The sequence below is a fragment of the Flavobacterium sp. W21_SRS_FM6 genome (assembly GCF_052119645.1).
In the GTDB taxonomy this organism is placed as follows: Bacteria; Pseudomonadota; Gammaproteobacteria; order Enterobacterales; family Alteromonadaceae; genus Paraglaciecola.
Window position 1 is genome coordinate 151,671 of sequence record NZ_JBGQOM010000006.1, and the last position, 23,757, is coordinate 175,427.

The window sequence follows — 23,757 nt, forward strand, 5'->3', positions numbered from 1 at the left end:
GCATGCGGATTATTGATGAAATTAGTTGTATCGCGATTGTGTATTATTTTGGTTTTGGTGGGTTGTTCACTGGGTACTTATGCTAAGGCTAGCGAAGACACTGAAACCGCGTTTAATACCTTGTTGGATGAGATCTGGCAGTACGAATTATCTGTTCAGCCAGTGAGTGCAACGGGTTATGGAGTGCATCTGTTTGATGACCGCCTCGCCGATACATCACCGGCAGGTTTGGCGGCAGAAGATGCTCAATACCGCTCTTTTTTAGCGCGTTTAGCGACTATCAATAGCGCTGAATTGAGCCGAAATGAGCAAATTACACTGCAAGTTCAGCGCTACCGTTTGCAAGACTACATCGACCAATATGCCTTTAATGCGCATTTTATGCCTCTTACTTCTGAGTCTGGTTTTCATAGTAGCTTAGCGTTTTTACCTGCGATGACGCGTTTTAAGGGTGTTGAAGACTACCAAAATTATCTTGCTCGATTGGCGCAATTTCCCCGTATTTTCGCTGAGCAAATTTATTGGATGAGGCAGGGCATCGCAACCGGTATAGTGCAGCCTAAAGCGGTACTCACAGGCTTTGAAGATTCCGTGAAAGCGTTTATTTTTGAAAAGCCCCAACAGAGCGAGTTTTATCAGCCTTTTTTACAACTTGATAGTGTGGCGATCAATGCAGTTGAAAAAAACCGTCTGCGTTCTCAAGCTGAGCAAATTATCCAAGACTCTGTTTTTGTTGCTTATCAGGATTTTTACGATTTTTTGCTACAAGAATATTTACCTGCAAGCAAAGATAATATTGCCGCTACCAGCTGGCCTAAAGGCCTCGAGTATTATCAAAATCGCAGCAATCACTACACCACCACCACCTTGCCAGTCGAAGATATACATCAATTGGGCCTAAGTGAAGTGAAACGTATTCGTGCTGAAATGCAAATTGTGTTAGATGGCCTCGATTTTGAAGGTGATATAAATCAGTTTATTAACTTTTTACGTAGCGATCCGCGTTTTTATGCAAAAACGCCAGAAGAGTTATTGAAGCAAGCGTCGTATATCGCGAAAAAGATGGACGCTCGCTTACCGCAGTTATTTAATATATTACCGCGTATTCCCTATGGTGTAGCTCCTGTGCCTGAATCTATTGCGCCTAAGTACACGACTGGGCGTTATGTTGCACCCACTCGCGATGATCAACCTGGGTACTATTGGGTTAATACCTATGCCTTAGACAAACGTCCCTTATATGCACTGACGGCATTAACCTTACATGAAGCAGTACCAGGCCATCATTTGCAAATATCCTTAGCTGCTGAGATGCAAAACTTGCCTAATGTTCGGCGCTATAGCTACATGTCGGCTTTTGGTGAAGGCTGGGGACTGTATGCTGAATACCTTGGCAAAGAGGTGGGCATGTACACTAACCCATATGACGAATTTGGCCGTTTGAGTTACGAAATGTGGCGTGCGTGCCGCTTGGTTGTTGATACTGGCATGCACGTAAAAGGCTGGTCTAGAGAGCAAGCCATTGAGTTTATGTTAGAAAATACTGCTTTGTCAGAACACAATGTTAAAACTGAAATCGACCGGTATATTTCGTGGCCAGCTCAAGCCTTGTCTTACAAAATAGGCGAGCTGAGCATTAAAAAGTTGCGTTTAAAAGCCCAAGAAAAATTGGGTGAACGCTTTGATTTGCGGGCATTCCACGACGCTGTGCTGGCCTATGGATCAGTGCCATTGTCTGTTCTAGAAACCAATATTGAACATTATATAGCGAACCAACCATGATCATCTTTGGCGTGATAGCGGTCTTAGTTTTAGCCTTGATTTTTCTGGTTCTGCGTGCACAAAATGCCCAAGCAGAATTAAATAAAGCAAAATTCGAACTTAAAACCTTACAGAAAAACACCAAGTTTTCACTTGGTTCAATTATGTTAATGTCTAAACAATTAACTAATAGCTATCGCTTAAAGTTAGATGCGTTGCGACGTCATGGCGTATTACATGGTAATGACTTAGATGTGGCGCAATTTATTGTCGAAAACGTCGAGTTTGTTGTCATGCAGTGCTGTGAAAAACATGCCACAGTTGAAGAAGCAATCAAAGGGGCGTTAGAGGGGGCAACGATTGATATGGCAGCGGTGCAAGAATATATCGCTCGCCAGTCAGTTGATGTAAGGGTGCCGTGGAGTAAAAACACCTTGGATGGCTATTTAGCAGCCTGTAATAATTTACTGACGACTAAAACCAAAGCCCCCGAAGCTGCAATCGAAGAGGCCGCTATCTGAGATTTCGGTGGGTGGATAGTCAAAAAAAAAGTTTTTACTGCGTAGTTTAAAGTCATTTTTTACCATCAGAATCGAGCAATCGAGTGAATAAGCTCGCTGTTATTCACTCGAAGCCTGTTATTTAGAAACAGATGCACCTAAATAACTGAGTGGAATAGGCGAGGTGCTGGCAACAATTTTTTGTACAACTACGTTGTCATCTAATCGCCATAACTTGATGGTGTGCTGCCCTTTGGGAACATCAACAAATACCCGTTGTAACATACGTGCGTTGGTTTTTACCGCTTCATTCCAATCCCGTTGTTCTTGTAGAGTTGTGGCGTTAGGCGCTGGTAATAGTTTGTCTGCCACTACTTGCATGGGACCATCATCGACCGATAAACCAAAACGTAAGGTAGCTTGACCGGTGGTATTGAGAGTGGGTACCAAAAACACCTGCACACTTAAATCCCCAGTCTGTTCGACAATGATGTCATATTCTAATCGTACCGCATCGTCTTTGTTGGTGGGCTCTTGCCCCTGAGGAAATGCTGTAACAGCCCCTTTGGTGCGGCCTAAGTGGTTAATGACCTTCCATGTTAAGCCTTTGTTGTTGACCGCTCGACTAAAATCAGGCCCTTCAATGGCACTGATATTAGGCTGTAATTTGCCTGTGTTTTGCTCAGTAAATTGAATAGGTTTACTGGGCTTGTCGTTGATGACTCGGGTAATGGCCGGCATGACTTGCTCGTCTGGTTGCTGCCAGCTGGTATAACCAATGTGGGCTTGTGCCATCATGCCGTCCCATTTGCCGTTTAACAGACCATGATAAGTATCGGTAAGTTGTTGGTCCCGCGCAAAAGTCGATTCTACTTGGTCCGCAAAAAAATTCGCTCTGCTGTCATTGGTAGCCGCTAAGCGGTTATTCCAAGCTGCTGCATAATAAAGTGCATAAAGATTAGATAAAGCAGCAATTGGATACTCTACCAGCTGATAATAGGCAGGTAGTTGTGGCTCGCTTAATGATTTTTTAAGCATTAGCATTTCTTGCTCAAGGTCTTGCCACTGATGCACAAGTTTGGCAAATTCACCACCGTCTAGACTGTCGGCTGTTGATTCCCCCAAGTTAAAACTGTTGGCATCGATAAGTTCAGGTTTACGCCTTGCGGCATATTGGCTGTAGCGAGTAATTAGCATGGCAATTTTATCGGCATGTTTAGTGCCAAACGCGGCTTGTGCCCAGTCTTTAGGGTAAGCATGTAGCTTGTCTAAAGTCATGGCTTCTGGGTTCCATGCTTGTGCCATGAAAGCGCTTAGAGGATACTCAACGGGTTTAATATCACCTACATTGACTATCCAAATATTGTGAGCACCCCGTTTGTAAGCAAGATCCATTTGTTGCCATGTTTTTTCTATTTGCACGGTATTGAGCCATTTGTAGTTACGTGGCACACCAACATAATCGAAGTGGTAGTACACCCCAAAGCCCCCTGAACGCTCGAGGTTAGTGGTGGGTAAACGGCGAATTTGCCCCCAATTATCATCAGCGAATAATAACGTGACGTCATCTGGTACCTGCATGCCGTGATCATAATAATCTTGAACTTCTTTATATAAGGCCCAAACTTGCGGGGTTTTTTCTGCCGATTTTTCGGTCACTTGTGCAATGATTTTGCGCTGATCTGCGACGATTGTTTCTAACAACTGAGTTGCGGTATCTTCGTGCATGGCTTCATCACCATCGCCCCGCATCCCCACGGTGATTAAGGACTCGTAGCCTTGCCCATCGCCCTTTGACATCATGCGCTCTATGCCACCACGCCAAAACTCACGTAAGTTTTTTGCATTACTGGCGTAATCCCACTTACCACCAGTAATACCTTTATCTTGGTTGCGGTGCCATTCATGGTGGGCTCGGCTTAAGGGTTCATGATGGGACGTACCCATCACCACACCCATGGCGTCAGCAAGTTTCATGTTGTTCGGATCATCATCGTTAAAGGCTTTGGGTGGCCACATAGCAGGCCACAAATAATTGCCTTTTAGTCTTAATAATAATTCAAAAACATGGGTGTACATTTTGGCGTTTAAACCGCCAAAATGTTTATAAGACCATGTGGTGAAACTGGGTGCTTCGTCATTAATAAAAAAACCGCGATATTGCACTTTAGGGGCGTCTTGATATTCACCTGCATTCACGTAAACATCATTTTGATGTTCAATGGGTACATCAGCAAACCAGTACCAAGGTGACACCCCCATTTGTTCTGATAACTCGTAAGTACCAAATACCGCACCGCGTCTATCTGCGCCTACCACCACTAAAGCTTGAGTGATCCCCGCGAAAGGCGAATCAATCACCACGCGCTTATACGCCTCCCATTTGCCTGTGATGTCGTCGATATTGAGCTTGCCTTGAGTGACTAACAGGTCAATTATCTTACTTTGACCTGCTTCAGCGATAATGACTACTCGGTCATTGGCTTCATTGAGATCATGCACTGTTTTTGACTTCTTGCTACTAACCAAAGCCAAATCTTGCGCAAAGCTTTGAGCGACATGTTGCAAGGCTGAGTTAGCTTGTTTTTCTACAAAAATGGTGGCTGGTTGGCCCGCTTTTATTAGTTCGAAGCTCCCCTTATGTTTCTGCAAACATACCGAGGCGGGTACCTCACAGGCCTGTGCAAAAGAAAAAAGTGATATGCTGATAACGGTCAAACTAACGCGTAAAAAATTATACATAACTAAGCCTTATTGTTCATCTCATTCAGATCACATGAGATGCGTCTGAAAACTCAGTACGCAGTATAGAGGTAAGTAAGTGGTTGCCGGGTTTACTAAATTTGTTAATTCAATAAGGGTATTTTGTATGCTAGGTGTTAAGGTGGTCGTTTGGGCGAGGGTACCATTTAAAAATAATCAATGAGGAACGCCATGCTACATAAGCGATTTTTTGTTTTTTCATCCATATGTTTTTGGCTAAGTGGATGTGCAACTGACAAGCCATCCGAGCAGTGGGTGAACTTATTTAATGGTAACGATTTAACAAATTGGACCGTCAAAATTAATCATCACAAGGTAGGAGAAAATTATGGCAATACGTTTAGAGTTGAAGACGGTTTGCTTAAAGTCAGGTACGACCAATATGAATTCAATGATGAGTTTGGTCACCTTTTCTACAATACGCCTTTTGATAATTTTCATCTGCGACTCGATTACCGTTTTATTGGTGAGTTTGAAGAAGGTGCCCCTAGTTATGCCCGACTCAATAGCGGCGTGATGTTTCACAGCCAGTCTCCTCGTTCTATCAACCTAGACCAAAACTGGCCTATATCAGTAGAAATGCAATTTTTGGCTGACACGGGTGATGGCTCTCGTTTTACTGGCAGTATGTGCTCACCGGGTACTGATGTTGTTTATGCGCAAAAGATATATCCAGAACATTGTTTGCCATCGAATTTTAAAGCCCTCACAAAAGAACAGTGGGTACACGCAGAGTTGATCGTTAAGCAGAACACGATTACGCATATGATCAACGGCGAGGTTGTTTTGCAATACAGTCGCCCCACGATTGATGGAAAAGATGGCATTGTTGTGGGGCAAAGTCCCGAATATAAAGAACACGGCAAGATACTCCAATCGGGTTATATTGGTTTGCAAAGTGAAGGCCAGCCCATAGAGTTTAAAAATATCATCATTAGAAGACTCTGAAGGTTGGTAATACATTTATGGGGTGTAAATGATATTGCGCGCTTCCCCATACTCCCATGTATTTTATGTTTATTGGTATGGGAAATGCAGAACCCTAGTATTAGGCGTGCCAATCGTGTATAAAATTTAATCTTAATTATCCCTGTTCTAACAATACTAATAAAGATTACTGCTACATGATAAATCGGGGCGTTTCAGCTTATTTTCTAATCACACTATTATTTTTAGCCAGTGCCTGCGGTGTTGTCGCCCATGCCAATGTTTCACCATTAATGGATAACGTAACAGTAGTGAATATCCCTTATATGGACAGGCCAGCTGCCCACCGTAGATATACCGATGATTTATTAACCCTTGCACTGCAGTTATCTACAGAAAAATATGGACCTTTTAAGATCATTCGCCAACGTTTTGAAACGGTAGTGGGCCGACAATTGCTTCAGTTAGAAAAAGGGGATTGGTTGTCTGTTGCTACATCAATGCCCTTGCCCAGTTGGTTGGAAAAAGCCGACGTTGTGCATTTTCCAATTATGAAGGGGCTTGCAAGTTATCGTATGTTTTTTACTGATCAAGCACATGTAAGTGCTTTGGCAGAAATTGAATCGCTCGATGTTCTAAAAAAGCAAATGATCGGTCAGGGTCGAGGGTGGTCAACGGCTAAAATACTAGAAGACAATGGTTTTAGAGTGATGTATGGCCCTACTTATGAAACACTCTTCCCTATGTTAGAGGCCAATCGCTTCTCTTTACTGATGCGTGGCATTTATGAAATTGAAGCAGAGCTGCCGCTTTATCAAAAAAACATGCCTAGTTTAAGAATTGCTGACAATTTCGCAGTTTACACCTATTTACCAATGTATTTTTTCGTGAGTAAAAAGCAAGCTAAGTTAAGCCAGCGCTTAAGGTATGGACTTATACAAGCCGCCGAAAGTGGTCAGTTTGATGCGCTTTTCAATCGCTATTTCGCCAGCACGGTGGCGATGTTGCAGAATAATAATCGTTCAGTGTTTTACCTCAACAATACCAACGTTGTTGGCCAAGACTTTAGAAGGGATGAACCCTATTTACTGGACTTTATTCGTCAACTTGAGCGCAATAAGCCTGTTATTCAAAGTGACGAAATCGTTTTGCTTGGTGAGTAAACCTACCCCTTTGTTGCTTTCAAAAGCAGCTCAAACTCGTTTTTGCTCACCGGCATTATCGACAAACGGTGGCCTTTTTTAACCAAACCTATCTCAGTAATATTTGGCATACTTTTGATTTTGGCTAAACTCAGCACTCTAGAAAACTTCTGTTTAAACTGCACATCTACCATCACCCAGCGAGGATTGTCTGGACTGGCTTTAGGGTCAAAATATTTGGACTCGGGATTAAATTGGCTGTGATCGGGGTAAGCTTCTTTTACTACTTCAGCTAAGCCGGCAATGCCTACTTCTTTACAGCTGGAATGATAAAACAATACTTGGTCACCTTGTTTAACCTCGTCGCGCAAAAAGTTACGAGCTTGGTAATTACGAATCCCGTCCCAGTGTTCGGTTTGATCGGGTTTAGCAGCGAGGTCATCGATACTAAAGGCGTCAGGTTCAGATTTAAATAACCAGTATTGCATTGGATTGCCATGATAAATGAAGCAGATAGCCTTAATTATCCTCGATTTAGTCGTGGTTTCAAGTTTGTCTGATGCACTGTGAAAATGTTCAAAAGCTAAGTTTATTAACGGCATTAAAAAAGTTTTTAGGCCGCAGATAAATACGTCTATTTTTTAGTAACTTAGATTTTTACCATGACGCAAAACTTGCATCTCAAAAAAGCCTAAATATACTGTATATAATTACAGTATGTTGTGAGCTTATGAACCCTATCCTTGAACATCTCAAAAATAAAAACCTCTTATGGCAAGCTAATCATACTAGCCAAATAGCGTATGCAAATAGCACGGGTTTTAGTGAGTTAGATCAACAACTACAAGGCGGTTTTCCGCAAAATGGAGTAATAGACATTGAAAGCCCCATTGGCATTGGCGAGCTTCGTTTACTGTTGCCTGATTTATTGGCTCGTCAGCAAAGTGGTGATCGTTTGTTGGTTTTTATCGCTCCTCCCATGCTATTAAACAGTGAAATGTTAGCGGAGTTTGGCTTTGAACTACATCGTGTTTTGATACTAAAAACTATTTCAAGCGCGCAATCTTTGTGGTGTGCAGAGCAATGCTTAGCCAGTGGTTGTTGTTATAGCGTGGTGCTGTGGCAGCACGACATAGCCATAAATCAAGTGAAACGTTTGCATCTGGCGGCAGACAAGGGGGATGCCCTCATCACCATGTTACGCCAGCAAAAAACGGTACAGACTGCTTTACCGGTATCTTTAGCCTTACGTTTACGTGCGCAGCCTCAAGGCTTACATGTTGAGGTAACCAAACGCAAAGGGGCTTGGCCTAGCTCTGCTTTCACTGTGGATATGAGTAATAAATGGCCTGAGTTGAATTGCCAATCTATCGCAGAAAATGTCGTGCAGTTTCCGAATCGTCATTCTCAAATCGCATAGCGAAAACGCAATCATGTTGTGGTTGTATCTCGATTTTCCCAATTTGCAATTAGATGCTTTGCTTGCTCAAGTGCAAGGCGAAAAGATGCCTCCTTTGGTGATCTTAGATCAGCGTAGCCATAACATAGTCCAAGTGAGTGCAAAGGCGAGAGCTGTAGGTATTAATTTAAATATGGGTTTAGGAACGGCTGCTGCACTGGCACAAGACCTACAAGTGGTGCCTTATGAGCCCAAAATAAACGACAACAAGTTACAAGAAATTGCTGAAATATTATATCTCAGCACCAGTGATATTAGCTTTTTTGCACCACAGGGCTTGTTGCTTAGAATTAACCATATGCTGAGACTGTATGGTGACTTAGCGAATTATTGGCAAGTGATAAAAAACCAATTAGCCCCTTTAAAACTGACCTACCATTACGCCACGGGGCACTCACCATTGGCGGCTAAAATCTTAGCTAAAAAAAAATGGGATACCATTAGCGATGATCTTAGATTACTGCATCACAACATTTCTCAGTGCCAACTATATGAAACAGATATTAGCCCTAAAACGCAGCAGCAATTGACACGTGTAGGTGTGCGTACGATACAAGATTTACTTGCCATTTCTTTTGCTGATATGGCTAAACGTTTTGATATTGGGCTAGTTAATTATTTAGGACGATTAAGTGCAGAGTTTAAACATCCAATTGAATTTTATCACCCGCCTGAGATATTTAGGCGTTACATGGAATTATTGTTTGATATAGATAATAGTCAGTTTTTACACAGACCATTAGGGCATTTACTACAGGCATTAGAACAATTTTTGAAGTTGCGTGACCGATTAACACAGACTCTTATCATTCTATTTTATCAACGTGAACATGAGCCTATTGAATGGACGATTGGTTCACAACAAGGAGAATATTTAGCGAGCCGATGGCAAGCGCTGATTAAAATCAAGCTAGAGCAGCTACGCTTAGATTCTGCGGTTTATGCCATCAATCTGACAACGGGGCAAACGCAAATTAGAAGTCCTGATAAAGGCGACTTATTTAGTGCCAAACAAGGCACGTTATCGCGTTTGCAATTGGTTTCGCTGCTGCAAGCTAAGTTAGGCGAAAAGGCAGTGATGAGTCCAATTGTTAATGACGATTATCGTCCTGAGCATGCTGCAAACTATGCCCCACCGGTGTTGCTCGATGAATCCAATCATAATGTGAGCCATATATTACAGGCCATGCGACCTAGTTTTTTATTAACGCCTCCGCAACCTTTACGTGAAAAAGTGAGTATTGTACATGGCCCAGAACGGCTCAATACCGGCTGGTGGGATAATCGCACCGTGGTCCGTGATTATTACATTGCGCGAAATCAACAGGGTCAGTGGTATTGGGTTTTTAAAGAGCAAGATGCGGTTTGGTACTTACACGGTGTTTTTAGCTAATGCGCAGTTCTAGTTATGCTGAATTGTTTTGTCAGAGTAATTTTTCTTTTTTACAAGGCGCCTCACATCCACAAGAGCTGGTAAAGCGCGCTGACTTTTTGGCTTATCAAGCCATTGCTATAACGGATGAGTGTTCTGTAGCTGGCGTGGTAAGAGCTTTTACCGCTATTAAAGATCACCAATTGAGTATTAAGTTGATTGTGGGCAGTTTATTCAAACTCAACGCCCAGCTTAGCGTGATATTACTGTGCCCAAATCGTCAGGCGTATGCAGAGTTATGCCGCATCATTACCAATGCTCGGCGCCGCGCAGTTAAAGGTCAGTATCAACTGGATAGTTGGGATCTTAAAAGTTGTCAGCACTGCCTTGCCCTGTGGTTACCTACCGGTGACGTCCCTAGTGATCATCAAACTGCCAAACAGCTACAAAGCATTTTCAAACAGCGTTTATGGATTGCTGTGCAGCGCCACCTTACTGCCAATGAACACCGATATTTAGAACATTGTCGTTGTTTACAGCAATTATACCACCTGCCGATCACCGCATGTGGTGCAGTGTTAATGCATGATCCTGAGCGTTTGATGTTACAACACGCTTTAACTGCGATAAAACAAGGTAAAAGCATCAGCAGTTTAGGGCGGCATTTATTATCAAACAGTGAGCGTTCCTTACGACCATTAGAAAAACTTCAGCGTTTATATCCGCAGAAATGGTTACAGGAATCGGTTGAGATTGCTGATCGTTGTACCTTTGATATGAGCGAATTACGCTATGAATATCCCGCTGAATTAGTACCTGAAAGAAAAACGGCGACTCAATACCTACGGGAATTAGTTTTACTGGGCATGCATACGCGTTTTGCCCAAGACGGTAAGTTAGCGTTTGCGATTAAACGGATCATTGCCAAAGAGTTGAAGCTCATCAAAGAGATGGGATATGAATACTTCTTTTTGACTATCTATGACATTGTACAATTCGCTAAAAAGCAAAACATCCTTTATCAAGGTCGTGGGTCTGCCGCCAATTCGGTAGTGTGTTATTGCTTGGAAATCACCGCAGTGGATCCTCGGCAAATCGATGTATTGTTCGAGCGTTTTATTTCAAAAGAACGACAAGAAGAACCAGATATCGACGTGGATTTTGAACATCATCGACGTGAAGAAATCATTCAGTACATTTATCAAAAATACGGACGTGAACGTACCGCCATTGCAGCCACGGTAGTGACATATCGACAAAAAAGTGCGATTCGAGAAATTGGCAAAGCCATGGGTATTGATGAAAGCCAATTGGCGTTTTTTATTAAAAACATCGACCGCCGTGATGTGCAAGTTGATTGGCAAGCACAAATTACTGAGCTTGGCTTTGCTTCAGAATCATTGCAAGGCAAACATTTTGTCTATTTGGTGAATGAAATTAAAGGGTTTCCGCGGCACTTATCACAGCACGTAGGAGGCTTTATCATCTCTGCCGGACCCATGTATCACTTAGTACCTATTGAAAATGCCGCCATGGCTGAGCGCACTATTATTCAGTGGGATAAAGACGATCTTGAGAGTTTAGGTTTACTTAAAGTTGATGTACTGGCCTTAGGTATGCTGAGTGCGATTCGCCGAGCTTTTGATTTAGTAAGTACCCACTATCAGCATGATTGGAGTATTGCGAAAATAACTAAGTTAGGTGATGACAGGCAAGTGTATGAGATGATTCAACAAGCTGACACAGTAGGCGTGTTTCAAATTGAGTCACGTGCACAAATGAGCATGTTGCCTCGACTCAAACCTAAATGTTATTACGACTTAGTAGTACAAATCGCCATAGTAAGGCCTGGGCCGATACAAGGGGATATGGTACACCCTTATCTGAAACGGCGCGATGGAATAGAGCAAATCCATCATCCATCTAAAGCCGTTGAGGCAGTACTTAAACGTACTAACGGCGTGCCTATATTTCAAGAGCAAGTGATCAAAATGGCCATGGTGGCTGCAGGTTTTACTGGCGGTGAAGCTGATCAACTAAGGCGGGCCATGGCCTCTTGGAAAAAAGAGGGTGAGCTGCTTAAGTTTCGCGATAAATTAGTCAACGGCATGTTGCGACGAGGCTATGAGTTAGATTATGCCGAGCGGATTTTTAATCAAATAAAAGGCTTTGGTGAATATGGTTTTCCAGAGTCGCATTCTGCTTCATTTGCCGTATTAGCCTATGTATCTTCATGGCTTAAACACTATTATCCACAGGCATTTTACGTCGCATTGTTAAATAGCTGGCCGATGGGCTTTTATCCGCCAGCACAATTAATACAAGATGCGCAGCGTCATCGTATTCATATATTACCTGTGTGTATCAACGCTTCTGACTACGAACATAAATTCGAATTTTATAATAATGATTGGGCTATTAGGTTAGGTTTTAGCCTGATTAAAGGCTTGAAGAAAAACGCGTTAATTTCTGTATTACAACAGAGACCATTAAGTGGTTTTAAACGGATGGAACAAATTAAAAAATTGGGCTTAGCCCGTCACTATTTGGAGGCATTGGCCAGTGCCAATGCCTTTAGTTGTATCAGTGATAATCGTTATGCCGCACGGTGGGCGTTAATGGATAGCGAGAGTGACTTGCCATTATTTAATCAAGTTGCTGAGTCGATAGACATCGGTATGCAAGCTTCATTTGGAATTACAACACCGAGTGCCAGTGATACCTTAATTGAAGACTATGCTTCAATGAGTTTAACCTTGGGCAAACACCCTATTGCCTTGATCAGAGAGGCAGGGCTTCTGCCTAAGCATGTGAGTGCTGAACAACTCATTAATCGGCCGCATAAAACGGTTGTTAGTGTGGTGGGCTTGGTGGTTGGCCGACAACGCCCAGGCACCTCAAAAGGCGTTACTTTTATTACTTTAGAAGATGATACCGGTAGTATGAATGTGATTGTGTGGTTGGCTACTGCGAGAGCCCAGAAGCAAGCGTATTTAAAATCTAAAATATTAAAAGTGAATGGTATTTTGGAGCGGGGCGACGGTGGCGTCACCCATATCATAGCCGGAAAATTAGAAAACTTAAGCCACCTAATTGCCCAGCTTGATTCCCGCTCCAGAGATTTTCATTAAATGTCGCCTATGCACAGCCTCTCGCTAAGGCAAGCTTTTAGTTCAAGAAAGGTGAGCGTAAGTCTGTCATGTCATTTAACTCAGAAGGTCTATTCAACTTCTGACCACCATCACGAGCGATAGGAATCCAAGGGATTCTGCCTCTACCTTTGGCAGGTTCAAAGACAAATAAGTCGAAAGGAATAGAGATATAAAAGCCTTTAGTAAAGCTTCCTTCGCCATACTCTTCAGCGCTTACGTTGGTAAAAGCAGCGTAGGCACCCACGATCATGCCACTGTCAAACCGTTTAGCAAACTCGATATTTACGCCTTTATCTTTGGCTAAAAACTGTCCGGCACTCACCGTTATTTGAGTGTCTGACATAAATGAGGGGCGCCAATAAACATTGGCATGTCCCGTTAGGACCTTATAATCCATAAAGTCCCAATCATTCTCAAAAGAACGCTGCTGAACGTAGTTCAAATCCACCCCAAATGCTAGGTTGCTGTCCACAGGTCGATATAAAATTTCAGCGCCTACCCCACCAAACATCCCTTCTAAGTAACCAGCATAAGCTTGGGCATAGGTATCTTCCATAACTCTATCGAACCAACTTAAATAAGCCGACTCCATGGTGACTTTACTGCGTGTGACATATTCTCTTGTGTAGGTTCTAACACGGGGTAAAGGCGTATTAAGACCATCAACTTTGTAATTAAATTTATCGAAATTTTCCAGTAACGTCGCTTTTATACTACTTTGGATGGAAAAATGGCTATTGAAGGAATAGCCTCCAGTCATATATAAACCGCCTTGATATAGGTAAAAATCTTCCGGGTTACCAAAAGTTTGGATCCAAAAACTTTCTGCTCCATAAAATATACCAGAGGTGATATTGGGATTATAATGAGTTAACGCTTCTTCTGAGGGATCTTGGCGCTTATAAGTTGAGCCAATATCACTTTCCAATGCCTCTAGGCGCGCAGCGGACTTAAATGTATCTGCATCAATGACGGTTTCAAGAATGGGCAAACTACCAGCATTTTCAATTATGTGGTATTGCTTAATATCATTTGGAAGCTCTGATGCGAGAATGCGGCCAACACGCTGAATAGACTCATCCTTGTCGCGATAATTAAGTTGCGAACCATAAAAAGTGATTTGGTTATCCGCTTGATAAGTGGAATTCAGTATGAAACCACCATCCTTTAATAATTCATTATAGAGTTTGTTTCTATCAAGGTCTTGCATTGAAACCGCGGGTGTGGTGTTGATTAAAGAGCGCGGCGCTCTGTCTAGCTTAATCTGTTTAGCCGTATGCATATTTAGCTTGTAGCTTATGCCGAAGCCAATGGTGTTACCGCGCTGATAATTTAAACTGAAGTCGAAATCTTTCCATTGATACACTGCACCAACATTCCATTGGGAATCTTGAACTAAATTACCTGCCCTATCATTGATATAATTTTTACCCTCGTACTCTAGCTTAAGCACTAAACCGTCTACCGGCGTCACATATTCAATTCCGCCGAATAATGAAGTGCTGCCTTTAAAAAATTTACCAAATTCTACGGTACCACCACTGCCAGAAAAACCATCTTCGCGATCACAAAAGCGATCGGCAATTTCACAAAAAGGGTTAGTAAAATTATCGCCCGTTCCCAAATAGCCCCAACCTAAACCAAGGTGAAAATCCAGCGATCCAAAAGCTTTACTCAAAGCAATAAATTCACTATCAAAGAAGCCTGTACCACCGATATCTTTAAAACCTACAGAGACATCCGGAGTATAAAAACTTTCTTGCAAGAGACGAAATTTGACATCTATCCCCTTATCTTTAAGTGTTTGTTTACCACTGAAACTGGGATAGGGGCTATACAAGCGGGTTCGCACATCGGTGTACCTTACTGTTGATTCCATCCAAGGGAATAATTGTAATGTAGCGGACCAAAACCGATATTCCTCATTATCCGTATAATTGAGAGTCAGACTCCCATCGGCAGCCATGCGAGCAGTCGGTGTTTGTATTAAACCTACTCCTCCTTGCACCATTTGTGAGGGGTGGTTATGAACCAGTGGACCATTAGCTTTAATTGATAAACTTGTAGCCATTATTGCGAAGCTAAAAATCCATACACCTAGCTGACGCAAAAAGTCGGTAATACTAACCATTACATTATCCTATTTAAGGCAAGTCGAGCGATTTGATTATTCAAATCTTGGTTGTCACTAAAAAATTGCGACTCATCGAAAGGAACAAATATTTGACTGCCAGGCATAATGTCAACGCAGGCGGCATTCCAATAAGCAATGCCTATTTTATCAATTTGACCATCGGCCGTAATGAGGTAAACAGAATCTTTATTTTGTAGCTCTGGGAGGTTAGCTGCAATATATTCATGGGCGCAGGTATCTTTTTTCATCGAAATATTAAGTGTTTGCGATACTAAACCAAATACATTAAAAAAATTGGGGCGGGTAACTAAGTCGATTTGGTATTGCCCTTGTTCAAATTGCGGGTTTAATTGTGGATTAGTTTGAGCGCGATCATAGTCTAGGTTAATGATGACTCGATCAGCTAGTTGCCAATTTTTTATCTGTTTTATGAGGTCACCGACTAACACTGCATTCTCATCCGACGCGCTTAATTGCATAAACTTCAGCTTAGTTAGAACGTCATTGCGCAGTGTTATAGCATTGCTAGTATTTAAACGAAACAATTTGGCTGCTGGCCAGTACCAGTTGTCTGCATAAGCAATATTATGCAAAACTTGGTCAAGACGCGGAGGTTCAGCAAAGGTAAAATTTTGCTGATTTATATTAATATTAATGTCTGCAGAGCAAATATTCGAAAATAAAATAAAGATATGCAAAACTAATACACGCGTCAAAATAGCGTTCCATTTTTGGAAAAGTAAATAAATCATAATCTCACGGCCCGGCTTACATATGTGACATCAAAAAAATGTCCGTTGGGTAGGATTTTCTGTTTGCTACGCAAAAGTTGCCCGGTCTCCCGATGTAACCAAAACTGATTCACCCAACTGTGTTCCTCTTGCTCTCGTAGTTTACTTGCAGTCATATGAACCTGTTCTTCAATTAAAAGAGTATCAATCGATTTATCTTGAATGGTGATAGAGCGATTCCCCAGAACAGAAAAAGTTGAATCTACATTGACACCAAAATTGACGGAATTAAAGTCAATCACTCTGTGCCAAGTTGTAGCCTCGTCAATCGTGTCAGGAGATAACAATGGGTCAGGTGATGTTGAAAAAATAAAATTGAGATTATCATTCAAAGAAATGGTTTTAATTATTCGACCATTTTTTTCGATGAGCGCTGCATTATCAACCGAGACCCACTTATAGTTACCATTTTCTATGAAAGCTAGGGCTAATATTATGGTTGTTGAGTCCTGCTGTTTTACATAGATTAAATCCGCTGGAGACTGCTTTACCTGTTCTGTGGATAATACAAAATTTTGAGGGTCTTCAAATGCCATGCGCATACTATTTATATACGCTTCATGTGTTGAAGAACAGGAAGGCAAGACAAACAACAGGCTTAAAAATAAAATGAGACAAAATTTACGTTGTTGCATATTCACCAATAGTCGAAGAGCGGAATAAGACACATAAAAAAGCCGCCAAATGGCGGCTCCCTAAACTACACTTAACTACTAGTTAACTAGAGCGGGTGCATAAGTAAATGTTACTGGTACGGTAATGGTAGCTGTACCAGTGTTAGTGCCAGTACCAGTGCCAGTAATAGTAACTGTAGAAGCTGTACCGATACACACACCATCAACCGGTGGTTGATCGCCCTCAGCACATGTATAAACTGGCTCGACGGGTACACATGCACCAGCAACTAATTCTTGTCCATCTGGGCACTCTACAGGAGGGCGGGTTTTTACACTACCATTGCTATTAGCAATGGTAGCCGCAGCCACAGCCGCAGCCGCAGCCGCAGCCGCGATTTGAGGTAAAGTCATCTGACCAATACTGTATTTAGATGAGTAAGTGCCGCCAGCATTTTCCTGAGCATAAAGATTACTAGAAATTAGCAATCCTGCAGTCAATATTGATATCGCAAATTTCTTCATAATTGTTCCTTGCAAAAAATTTTAAAAAGTAAATTTAGGCAAACATAATAATTCATGACTGTTGGGAATTCAATCAATTATTAGTCAAATATATGATGCAGCTGAAGTCTCCGGATTTGGTGTTAACACAAATCGAAAAAATCACTAAAAGTTTACTTTAAATAACTTAAAATTCAAGAGCTTAAAAAATTTATGCAAGGAGAAAAAAATGTTTTTCGCGGCAACAATAATTTTCAACCGAAATGAGGAGTGTGGTGAAATAATTTACTCTTTTTATGATCCGCTATTCAATAAATATAAAAAGAGTTGATTCTTTGTCTATTGTTGCATTTTGTTTGGTCATTTAAAGCGTTTAACAAATTATGAATAGGGTAAGACCAGTTTGTGTCAGTGCCGACACTCTTTTTATCATTCTTGTTTATGCCAAAAATTGCTAAAAACCATGCTTAACGAATAGGTTTCGTAAATACACTTGTGTTACATTCACCTTAGCCGAGTATTTTAAAAACTATAATAAACTCATGGGGTTACGTCTTTTTGTAATTCAATGTGAAATAATACAGGTTATACAACAACTTAGCTTCAAACCCTACACACAGGATTACAATCACAATGACAGATTTTCGTCAGCAAGCTCTTGACTACCATTCCTTACCGGTGCCTGGAAAAATCAGTATTGAACTAACTAAACCAGCAGAAAGTGTAACTGATTTAGCCTTGGCTTATAGCCCCGGTGTAGCAGAACCTGTTCGCGAAATTGCAGCAAATCCGGACGCGGTTTATCAATATACTGGCAAAGGAAATTTAGTCGCAGTTATCTCTAATGGTACCGCTATCCTTGGCTTGGGAAATTTAGGTCCCTTAGCGTCTAAGCCAGTAATGGAAGGTAAGGCGCTTTTATTCAAGCGTTTCGCTGGCATTGATTCCATTGATATAGAAGTTAAACATCAAACTGCTGATGACTTTATCAATACGGTGGCCAATATTGCGGATACATTTGGCGGCATAAACTTAGAAGACATCAAGGCACCAGAATGTTTTGTAATAGAAAAAGCATTAATTGAACGTTGTGATGTGCCGGTATTTCATGATGATCAACATGGTACGGCAATAGTCACTGCTGCCGGAATGCTTAACGCTCTGGAGATTCAAGGCAAACTCATAAGTGAAGTTACCATCGTATGTATGGGGGCCGGTGCAGCCGCTATAGCTTGTATGGAGTTATTAGTAAAATGCGGCGCTAAGCGTGAACGAATTTATATGCTAGACCGTCAAGGTGTTATTCATACGCGGCGCGTCGATTTAACTGAGTATAAGCAGCTTTTTGCCAATAATACTGATAAACGAACCTTAGAAGATGCCTTAGACAATGCTGATGTGTTTGTTGGCGTTTCAGGGCCTGATGTGTTGCCCGCAGAGGCATTGACGTTGATGGCACCTAATCCGGTTATTTTTGCTTGTTCTAATCCCGATCCTGAAATTAAACCTGAACTGGCACATAGTGTCAGGCAAGACCTTATCATGGCCACCGGGCGCTCTGATTACCCCAATCAGGTAAACAATGTATTGTGTTTTCCGTTTATTTTTCGTGGCGCTTTAGATGTACGCGCTTCGCGCATAAACGACGAGATGAAAATTGCCGCAGTTGAGGCTATTCGAAGTATTGCAAAAGAGACTGTGCCTGAAGCAGTGTTAAAAGCCAGTAACGTGACAAGTTTGAGTTTTGGTAAAGAGTATATTATTCCCAAGCCGATGGATCCGCGCTTGCTTAAACGAGTGGCAAAAGCGGTTGCCTTGGCTGCTGTTGAATCTGGCGTTGCCAGAATCGCTCTACCCGCTAACTATATGATGTAGACTCCCGTATATTTTCGGCTCGCTTGTCACTTGAGTTGACAAGCGACCTTTTAATGCTTCTACTGATTTTGTGCCTTTGGGGGCCCATTTTATAAACTGATGACTAAGGCATTATCTCGAATAACAATATTTTGCGGCTGTAATCCAGGAAAAAGCTGATTGATTTGTTTTATATCAAGTAAAAATATCATTGGTAATTGCTGACCAATTGCTTGCTTCAACGAATCTAAAACAGCTGCAGATTGTGCTATCGAGTTATCAAGAACCGTAAATTCCCGCAAGCTAGGTTTAATAATTTCAATTACTTGTTGTTGTTTGTTGAAGTACACCTGTCCTTGGGCACTGGCAATGGCGCGTAATTTTTGGCCGTTTTGCTCCGCCACTATTACCGTTTTTAAGGCAATATTGTTAGTACTGCTGATGAGGGTCACTTTAGGATCAGTAAATGTCACATCAAAGCCTTGGTAACTTTGTTTTACCGGAAAGCTCATGGCTAACATGCTATTAATTTGTTGCTCTGCAAGGGTGATTTCGAATGCCTTGGCACTCAATGTGACTACCATTAATAAACAAAATAAAGTGATACGTTTGAAAGAGACCATTTAACCTCCAAAATTTATAGGTTGATTCTACCGCGTTTAAGGCCCACCCACAGTGAAATTTAAACTGTATTGCAATAAATGTGTTTCTGCTGATTTCAAGCTAGGCATACCCCTACAAAAATCCAATCGTAACCACTTGGTGAATCGAACAAATATTCATAATTAAACTTATCTGATTAATTTGGTTTAGTCAGACCCGTATTAATGCCAAAATTCACGTCAATAAGATGAATATCTGGAGTAATAATGAAAATTGCCTTAATGAACGAGTTTAGCCAAGCAGCTAAAAATGAAGTGGTACTTGCACAATTAAACGATGTAGCAGGTGGATTAGGCCATGAAGTGTTTAACGTCGGAATGAGTGATGACAATGACCATCGTCTAACGTATATCCATTTAGGCATTATTGCCGCGTTATTGTTAAATTCAAAGGCAGTGGACTTTGTCGTATCGGGTTGTGGTACTGGTCAAGGCGCATTAATGTCGCTAAATGCCTATCCAGGCGTTGCTTGTGGCTATTGTATTGACCCTGCTGATGCCTATTTGTTTGCTCAGATCAATAATGGCAATGCACTTGCTTTACCTTTTGCTAAAGGATTTGGTTGGGGGGCAGAGCTAAATGTTCGTTATATTTTTGAAAAAGCCTTTACGGGTGACACGGGTATGGGTTATCCACCTGAGCGCCGTGAATCGCAAGTAACCAATGCTGGGATACTTAACGGCGTTAAAGTGGCAACCAGCAAACCTTTGTTAGAGGGGTTGAAAGCACTTGACCCTGAGTTAGTTAAGACTGCTGTAGGCGGTAAACGTTTCCAAGCTTGTTTTTTTGAGCATTGCCAAGATCAAGCACTCGCGGATTTTGTGAGACCATTTACTGTATAATCCTATTAGGCTTAAAAACTGCTTACAAAAAAGGCCAGTTTAATCTGGCCTTTTTAAATCTAAGTCAGCGTAACTTTATCGCATTTCAGCGTATTCATTGTCCTTCATCGAGGGTTTCAAAACGTAAACCCTTTGCTGTCCGTTTTTTAAATCCCTGCCAATAGTTATGTTCTTTTTTGGGTTCGCCAGCATCATCCATTGCCCATACCCCGTCGTTCGAATTTTCAATAAGGTCCAGATAATCATCCATCGCTACGTTATGTTTTAAGTATTTATTTAACCAAGCTGTGACAAAATGCTGAGCAATATTATTCATCCTAGCACTGTCCCACACGGCATCAATATAATGCTCACTGACATTGAAGCCTAAATCTTTATCAAATACAAAAGACTCTTCGGGTGCAGGCATAACCGCTCCGGCATTGTGATTGGCGTTATCGTATGTGAGTAAAGAGCGTTGGGCATTTTTCACACCTTGCCAAATGGCTCTCACGCCGTTTTCATAACCAGAGACATCATCTTGAGAACCCGCTATAAACAACATCGGCTTGCTGATTTTTTGTAAAGTATTAGCATTCCACATGCCGTAGTTCATCCCCCAAGGCGCAAAAGCAATAACGGTCTTTAAGCGGCTATCGGCTTGTGGTTTTTTGCCTGTTTGATGGCGAGTTAGTGTAGCAAACGCTGGGCTTTGTGGGCTGTTCGCCGCTAGCTCTGTTACGCCAGCGCCCGCATTGATTACTGCACCGTAACCACCCATTGAATAGCCAATAAGTGCGCTGTTTTTAGCATTAACCAAGGCATATAAAAACGACGTAAGGTTAGCAGACATCTGCTCAATTTGGTCTAATACAAATAACTGATCAATAGGACGATTAACCAGGGTAGACGCAAAGGCAGCTCTAGTGCGATAGGTGGAGTCGGTGTGGTCAATAGAGGCAACTACGTAGCCTTTAGAAGCAATATTTTCGGCTAAATGCGCTAGCAAATATCGATTACCCGGGTATCCGTGTGAAATCAGAACTAAGGGGTAAGCTTGTTTATTGACCAAAGGTGCAGCATCACGTACCGCTTTGCCATGCAGTTGAACTTCGTTTTTACCGTCTCGTATGTAGGCGTCTAAGGTCGTTTTGCCTTGACTGTTTTTAACAGCTGGATACCACAATTCCACAGTAAGCGGGCGCTCATATCGCGGTAAAACGGTAGGTTTAGGTTGAGAAGGATCCAGCGCCAACATATCAATTTGGTTAGGGTTAACGAGGGCTATCGTTTTAACGCCAATTGCGTAGGGTCCATACGCGGCTAACTCTGGTGCATCGGGGCGCTGCGTATCGATGCGATTTTCTGCCCAAGCACTATTGAGTGTACCAATAGCCACAGCAGTGTAAAAAAATACTAAACTTTTTTTAATCATAACCACCTCCAAATCCAAGATTATGCTCATATGAATATGACATTCTGAGGAACTATCGGTGGTTTTGCACTGTTTAATTTACAGTCATTCAAGCCTAAAACTAATCGATTGGCTGGAGCCTATTGAACTAAGTGCCTGATAAATTTATTTTTTTAACATCCACTCATGATCGGGATCATTGTAAAACACCCATTCTCTTTTGGGACCCGCCATGACATTTAAATAATACAGATCATAGCCATGTGGTACACCAACAGGGTGATAGCCCTTAGGCACCGTCACTACACTGTTGTGCTCTACGCTAATGGTTTCGTCAATACTGCGGTCGTCGGTATAAACCCGTTGAAAGGCAAAACCTTGTTGTGGTTTGAGTTTGTGGTAATAGGTTTCTTCTAGTGCACTTTCTGTTGGCAAGGCGTCAGTATCGTGCTTATGTGGCGGATAGCTTGACCAATTACCACTCGGGGTGATCACCTCGGTGATCAGAAGTTTTTCCGCGTTCACATTATTCATCATAATATTACGTACATAACGAGTATTGCTGCCTTGTCCTCGGATCATTAACTCGCAATCTTCGGGCTTAATCAATCTAACGGGCAGTTTGCCTGCCGCTGGAGCACGGCATAAGGCAACTTCGCAGTCAGTTAATGCGCTGATAGATAGGGTTTCACCTGGAGGCGCATACACTGCATAAGGCGCTTTATCTTCAAATACGGATTTACGTTCGCCGAGGTTTATAAAATTTTGTTCATGGGTGGCAATATCAACTCTGCCAAATACTACTACCGCACAAACTTCGGTTTTGTCAGTCGCAAAACTCTGGGTTTCACCGGCTTTTAATACTACGACTTCAAAACCGACATAATTCCAATTTGCAGAAGACGGAGTGATATGTTGAATGCGTTTTTTATTGTCCAGAGCCTGGGGACGAATATGTAAATATGACATCAAATTTCCTAAGGGTTATTTGGGTGGTGTATTAGACCTAACATCAATGCTTGAATAATATTCATGCAGCCATTTAATGAACGAAAAGAATGGATTTCAGCTTCTTTAATTTTTATGCATACATCAGCTTGGTCAGCTAGGGGGCTCAACGGGCTATCAGTTAAGGCCACTAATTTTACGCCTCTAGATTTCGCTTCTAAAGCAATGTTGAGCGTTTCACTGGCATAAGGACTAAAACTAATGGCAAACAAGGCATCACCCTCTGACATTAAATTACACTGGGCTTTGCCCATCTGGCCGATACTGTCGATCAGGTGGGCTTTGCGGCCAATATTGTTTAATAGATAGCTAAAATAGGTGGCCACCGGAAATGAGCGCCTTACTCCTTGAATATGAATAATATTTGCTTGATGCAGTAAGGTAATCGCTTGATTGAGTGCGAGGCCATCCACTTGTTCGCACATCGTTTCCATGGCTTGGGCACTGCTGGCACTCACTTGGCGCAACCAGCTTAAACCGCATTGGTCGTCATGTTCGCTTGAAGCTTGGAGCACTGATTGCATACGGGTTTGATAATCTGGTGCTGAGACCAATAATTGGTCTTTAAACAGTTTTTGCATATCACTAAAGCCTTCAAAACCCATGGCATGCGCAAATCTAACCAGGGTTGAGGCATGCACACCCGCAGTGCTCGCGATGCTGGCCACAGTACCAAAGGCGATACTGTTGGGGTTATCTAAGACAAAGCGAGCGACTTGTTGCAGGCGTTTACTCAAAGAAGCGAATTGGCTTTCAATAGCGTGTTCAAGTTCTGATTGCGTTGTAAGCATGACATCCTACGAATGGTTAAAAGGCATCAATCTATCTATTGCAGAATCATAGAGCATAAAAAACAAATATTCCATAATTGATTTTAT

Annotated in this window: 19 protein-coding genes; 9 read left to right on the forward strand and 10 right to left on the reverse strand. The window is 41.9% G+C overall.

Features of this window, described 5'->3' with window-relative positions; translation table 11 throughout:
* The first annotated feature begins 15 nt into the window (after positions 1-15).
* Both ACEN2L_RS11980 and ACEN2L_RS11985 read left to right on the forward strand, forming a co-directional pair.
* On the forward strand, positions 16-1,782 hold the full coding sequence (locus tag ACEN2L_RS11980) for a DUF885 domain-containing protein (RefSeq protein WP_441743990.1): 1,767 nt from the start codon (positions 16-18) through the stop codon (positions 1,780-1,782).
* Positions 1,779-2,282 (forward strand): hypothetical protein, encoded by a 504-nt coding sequence (locus tag ACEN2L_RS11985; protein WP_306021513.1) that lies wholly within the window; start codon positions 1,779-1,781, stop codon positions 2,280-2,282. The genes ACEN2L_RS11980 and ACEN2L_RS11985 overlap by 4 nt, the downstream gene beginning before the upstream one ends.
* A 117-nt stretch (positions 2,283-2,399) precedes the next feature.
* On the opposite strand, the gene ACEN2L_RS11990 is transcribed toward ACEN2L_RS11985, so the two are convergent.
* Positions 2,400-5,003, reverse strand: a complete 2,604-nt coding sequence (locus ACEN2L_RS11990; protein ID WP_441743992.1) for a glycosyl hydrolase 115 family protein — start codon at positions 5,001-5,003, stop codon at positions 2,400-2,402.
* A gap of 192 nt (positions 5,004-5,195) precedes the next feature.
* On the opposite strand from ACEN2L_RS11990, the gene ACEN2L_RS11995 reads away from it, so the two are divergent.
* Both ACEN2L_RS11995 and ACEN2L_RS12000 read left to right on the forward strand, forming a co-directional pair.
* Entirely contained in the window at positions 5,196-5,972 is a 777-nt protein-coding gene (locus ACEN2L_RS11995) for a 3-keto-disaccharide hydrolase (RefSeq protein ID WP_306021511.1), read from the forward strand.
* Positions 5,973-6,148: 176 nt separating this feature from the next.
* Positions 6,149-7,114, forward strand: a complete 966-nt coding sequence (locus ACEN2L_RS12000) for a hypothetical protein (RefSeq protein ID WP_441743994.1) — start codon at positions 6,149-6,151, stop codon at positions 7,112-7,114.
* Between the two features lie 2 nt (positions 7,115-7,116).
* Here ACEN2L_RS12000 and ACEN2L_RS12005 read toward each other — a convergent pair whose 3' ends face one another.
* Entirely contained in the window at positions 7,117-7,581 is a 465-nt protein-coding gene (locus ACEN2L_RS12005) for an EVE domain-containing protein (protein ID WP_441743996.1), read from the reverse strand.
* Between the two features lie 242 nt (positions 7,582-7,823).
* Between ACEN2L_RS12005 and imuA the strand changes: the two genes are divergently transcribed.
* From imuA to ACEN2L_RS12020, 3 genes are read left to right on the forward strand one after another with little or no spacing between them, the layout of a single operon-like run.
* Positions 7,824-8,513, forward strand: a complete 690-nt coding sequence (imuA, locus tag ACEN2L_RS12010; protein ID WP_441743998.1) for a translesion DNA synthesis-associated protein ImuA — start codon at positions 7,824-7,826, stop codon at positions 8,511-8,513.
* A gap of 13 nt (positions 8,514-8,526) precedes the next feature.
* Positions 8,527-9,945: a Y-family DNA polymerase gene (locus ACEN2L_RS12015; protein ID WP_441744000.1), complete on the forward strand. Its 1,419-nt coding sequence runs from the start codon at positions 8,527-8,529 to the stop codon at positions 9,943-9,945.
* The gene (locus ACEN2L_RS12020; protein ID WP_441744002.1) at positions 9,945-13,055 is read left to right on the forward strand and encodes an error-prone DNA polymerase; all 3,111 of its coding nucleotides are present in this window, start codon (positions 9,945-9,947) and stop codon (positions 13,053-13,055) included. Before ACEN2L_RS12015 ends, ACEN2L_RS12020 begins: the two co-directional genes overlap by 1 nt.
* A gap of 37 nt (positions 13,056-13,092) precedes the next feature.
* On the opposite strand, the gene ACEN2L_RS12025 is transcribed toward ACEN2L_RS12020, so the two are convergent.
* The 4 genes from ACEN2L_RS12025 to ACEN2L_RS12040 all read right to left on the reverse strand — a co-directional run bounded on the left by ACEN2L_RS12025 (position 13,093) and on the right by ACEN2L_RS12040 (position 17,140).
* Positions 13,093-15,207, reverse strand: a complete 2,115-nt coding sequence (locus tag ACEN2L_RS12025) for a YjbH domain-containing protein (protein ID WP_441744004.1) — start codon at positions 15,205-15,207, stop codon at positions 13,093-13,095.
* Positions 15,207-15,926 carry a capsule biosynthesis GfcC family protein gene (locus ACEN2L_RS12030; protein WP_441744006.1) on the reverse strand — a complete coding sequence of 240 codons (720 nt, stop codon included), beginning with the start codon at positions 15,924-15,926 and terminating at the stop codon, positions 15,207-15,209. The genes ACEN2L_RS12025 and ACEN2L_RS12030 overlap by 1 nt, the downstream gene beginning before the upstream one ends.
* A 32-nt stretch (positions 15,927-15,958) precedes the next feature.
* Complete coding sequence (locus tag ACEN2L_RS12035) at positions 15,959-16,636, reverse strand: YjbF family lipoprotein (RefSeq protein WP_441744007.1); 678 nt, start codon at positions 16,634-16,636, stop codon at positions 15,959-15,961.
* Positions 16,637-16,714: 78 nt separating this feature from the next.
* Positions 16,715-17,140 carry a hypothetical protein gene (locus ACEN2L_RS12040; RefSeq protein WP_441744009.1) on the reverse strand — a complete coding sequence of 142 codons (426 nt, stop codon included), beginning with the start codon at positions 17,138-17,140 and terminating at the stop codon, positions 16,715-16,717.
* A 612-nt stretch (positions 17,141-17,752) separates the two neighbouring features.
* Between ACEN2L_RS12040 and ACEN2L_RS12045 the strand changes: the two genes are divergently transcribed.
* On the forward strand, positions 17,753-18,994 hold the full coding sequence (locus tag ACEN2L_RS12045; protein ID WP_306021077.1) for a malic enzyme-like NAD(P)-binding protein: 1,242 nt from the start codon (positions 17,753-17,755) through the stop codon (positions 18,992-18,994).
* 89 nt (positions 18,995-19,083) lie between these two features.
* Here the strand turns inward: ACEN2L_RS12045 and ACEN2L_RS12050 are convergent, their stop codons facing one another.
* Positions 19,084-19,596, reverse strand: a complete 513-nt coding sequence (locus ACEN2L_RS12050; protein ID WP_306021078.1) for a hypothetical protein — start codon at positions 19,594-19,596, stop codon at positions 19,084-19,086.
* A gap of 246 nt (positions 19,597-19,842) precedes the next feature.
* Here ACEN2L_RS12050 and ACEN2L_RS12055 point away from each other — a divergent pair, with 246 nt between their 5' ends.
* Complete coding sequence (locus tag ACEN2L_RS12055) at positions 19,843-20,478, forward strand: RpiB/LacA/LacB family sugar-phosphate isomerase (RefSeq protein WP_441744012.1); 636 nt, start codon at positions 19,843-19,845, stop codon at positions 20,476-20,478.
* Positions 20,479-20,572: 94 nt separating this feature from the next.
* Here ACEN2L_RS12055 and ACEN2L_RS12060 read toward each other — a convergent pair whose 3' ends face one another.
* From ACEN2L_RS12060 to ACEN2L_RS12070, 3 genes are all read right to left on the reverse strand, one after another.
* On the reverse strand, positions 20,573-21,892 hold the full coding sequence (locus ACEN2L_RS12060) for an alpha/beta hydrolase family protein (RefSeq protein ID WP_441744014.1): 1,320 nt from the start codon (positions 21,890-21,892) through the stop codon (positions 20,573-20,575).
* Between the two features lie 144 nt (positions 21,893-22,036).
* Positions 22,037-22,840 carry a 5-deoxy-glucuronate isomerase gene (gene iolB, locus ACEN2L_RS12065; protein WP_441744016.1) on the reverse strand — a complete coding sequence of 268 codons (804 nt, stop codon included), beginning with the start codon at positions 22,838-22,840 and terminating at the stop codon, positions 22,037-22,039.
* 8 nt (positions 22,841-22,848) lie between these two features.
* Entirely contained in the window at positions 22,849-23,670 is an 822-nt protein-coding gene (locus ACEN2L_RS12070; protein ID WP_441744018.1) for a MurR/RpiR family transcriptional regulator, read from the reverse strand.
* Positions 23,671-23,757 lie beyond the last annotated feature (87 nt).

Coding starts and splice junctions, on each gene's coding strand:
- ACEN2L_RS11980 (WP_441743990.1), top strand. CDS start 16: ATGAAATTAGTTGTATCGCGATTGTGTATTATTTTGGTTTTGGTGGGT.
- ACEN2L_RS11985 (WP_306021513.1), top strand. CDS start 1,779: ATGATCATCTTTGGCGTGATAGCGGTCTTAGTTTTAGCCTTGATTTTT.
- ACEN2L_RS11990 (WP_441743992.1), bottom strand. CDS start 5,003: ATGTATAATTTTTTACGCGTTAGTTTGACCGTTATCAGCATATCACTT.
- ACEN2L_RS11995 (WP_306021511.1), top strand. CDS start 5,196: ATGCTACATAAGCGATTTTTTGTTTTTTCATCCATATGTTTTTGGCTA.
- ACEN2L_RS12000 (WP_441743994.1), top strand. CDS start 6,149: ATGATAAATCGGGGCGTTTCAGCTTATTTTCTAATCACACTATTATTT.
- ACEN2L_RS12005 (WP_441743996.1), bottom strand. CDS start 7,581: ATGCAATACTGGTTATTTAAATCTGAACCTGACGCCTTTAGTATCGAT.
- imuA (WP_441743998.1), top strand. CDS start 7,824: ATGAACCCTATCCTTGAACATCTCAAAAATAAAAACCTCTTATGGCAA.
- ACEN2L_RS12015 (WP_441744000.1), top strand. CDS start 8,527: ATGTTGTGGTTGTATCTCGATTTTCCCAATTTGCAATTAGATGCTTTG.
- ACEN2L_RS12020 (WP_441744002.1), top strand. CDS start 9,945: ATGCGCAGTTCTAGTTATGCTGAATTGTTTTGTCAGAGTAATTTTTCT.
- ACEN2L_RS12025 (WP_441744004.1), bottom strand. CDS start 15,207: ATGGTTAGTATTACCGACTTTTTGCGTCAGCTAGGTGTATGGATTTTT.
- ACEN2L_RS12035 (WP_441744007.1), bottom strand. CDS start 16,636: ATGCAACAACGTAAATTTTGTCTCATTTTATTTTTAAGCCTGTTGTTT.
- ACEN2L_RS12040 (WP_441744009.1), bottom strand. CDS start 17,140: ATGAAGAAATTTGCGATATCAATATTGACTGCAGGATTGCTAATTTCT.
- ACEN2L_RS12045 (WP_306021077.1), top strand. CDS start 17,753: ATGACAGATTTTCGTCAGCAAGCTCTTGACTACCATTCCTTACCGGTG.
- ACEN2L_RS12050 (WP_306021078.1), bottom strand. CDS start 19,596: ATGGTCTCTTTCAAACGTATCACTTTATTTTGTTTATTAATGGTAGTC.
- ACEN2L_RS12055 (WP_441744012.1), top strand. CDS start 19,843: ATGAAAATTGCCTTAATGAACGAGTTTAGCCAAGCAGCTAAAAATGAA.
- ACEN2L_RS12060 (WP_441744014.1), bottom strand. CDS start 21,892: ATGATTAAAAAAAGTTTAGTATTTTTTTACACTGCTGTGGCTATTGGT.
- iolB (WP_441744016.1), bottom strand. CDS start 22,840: ATGTCATATTTACATATTCGTCCCCAGGCTCTGGACAATAAAAAACGC.
- ACEN2L_RS12070 (WP_441744018.1), bottom strand. CDS start 23,670: ATGCTTACAACGCAATCAGAACTTGAACACGCTATTGAAAGCCAATTC.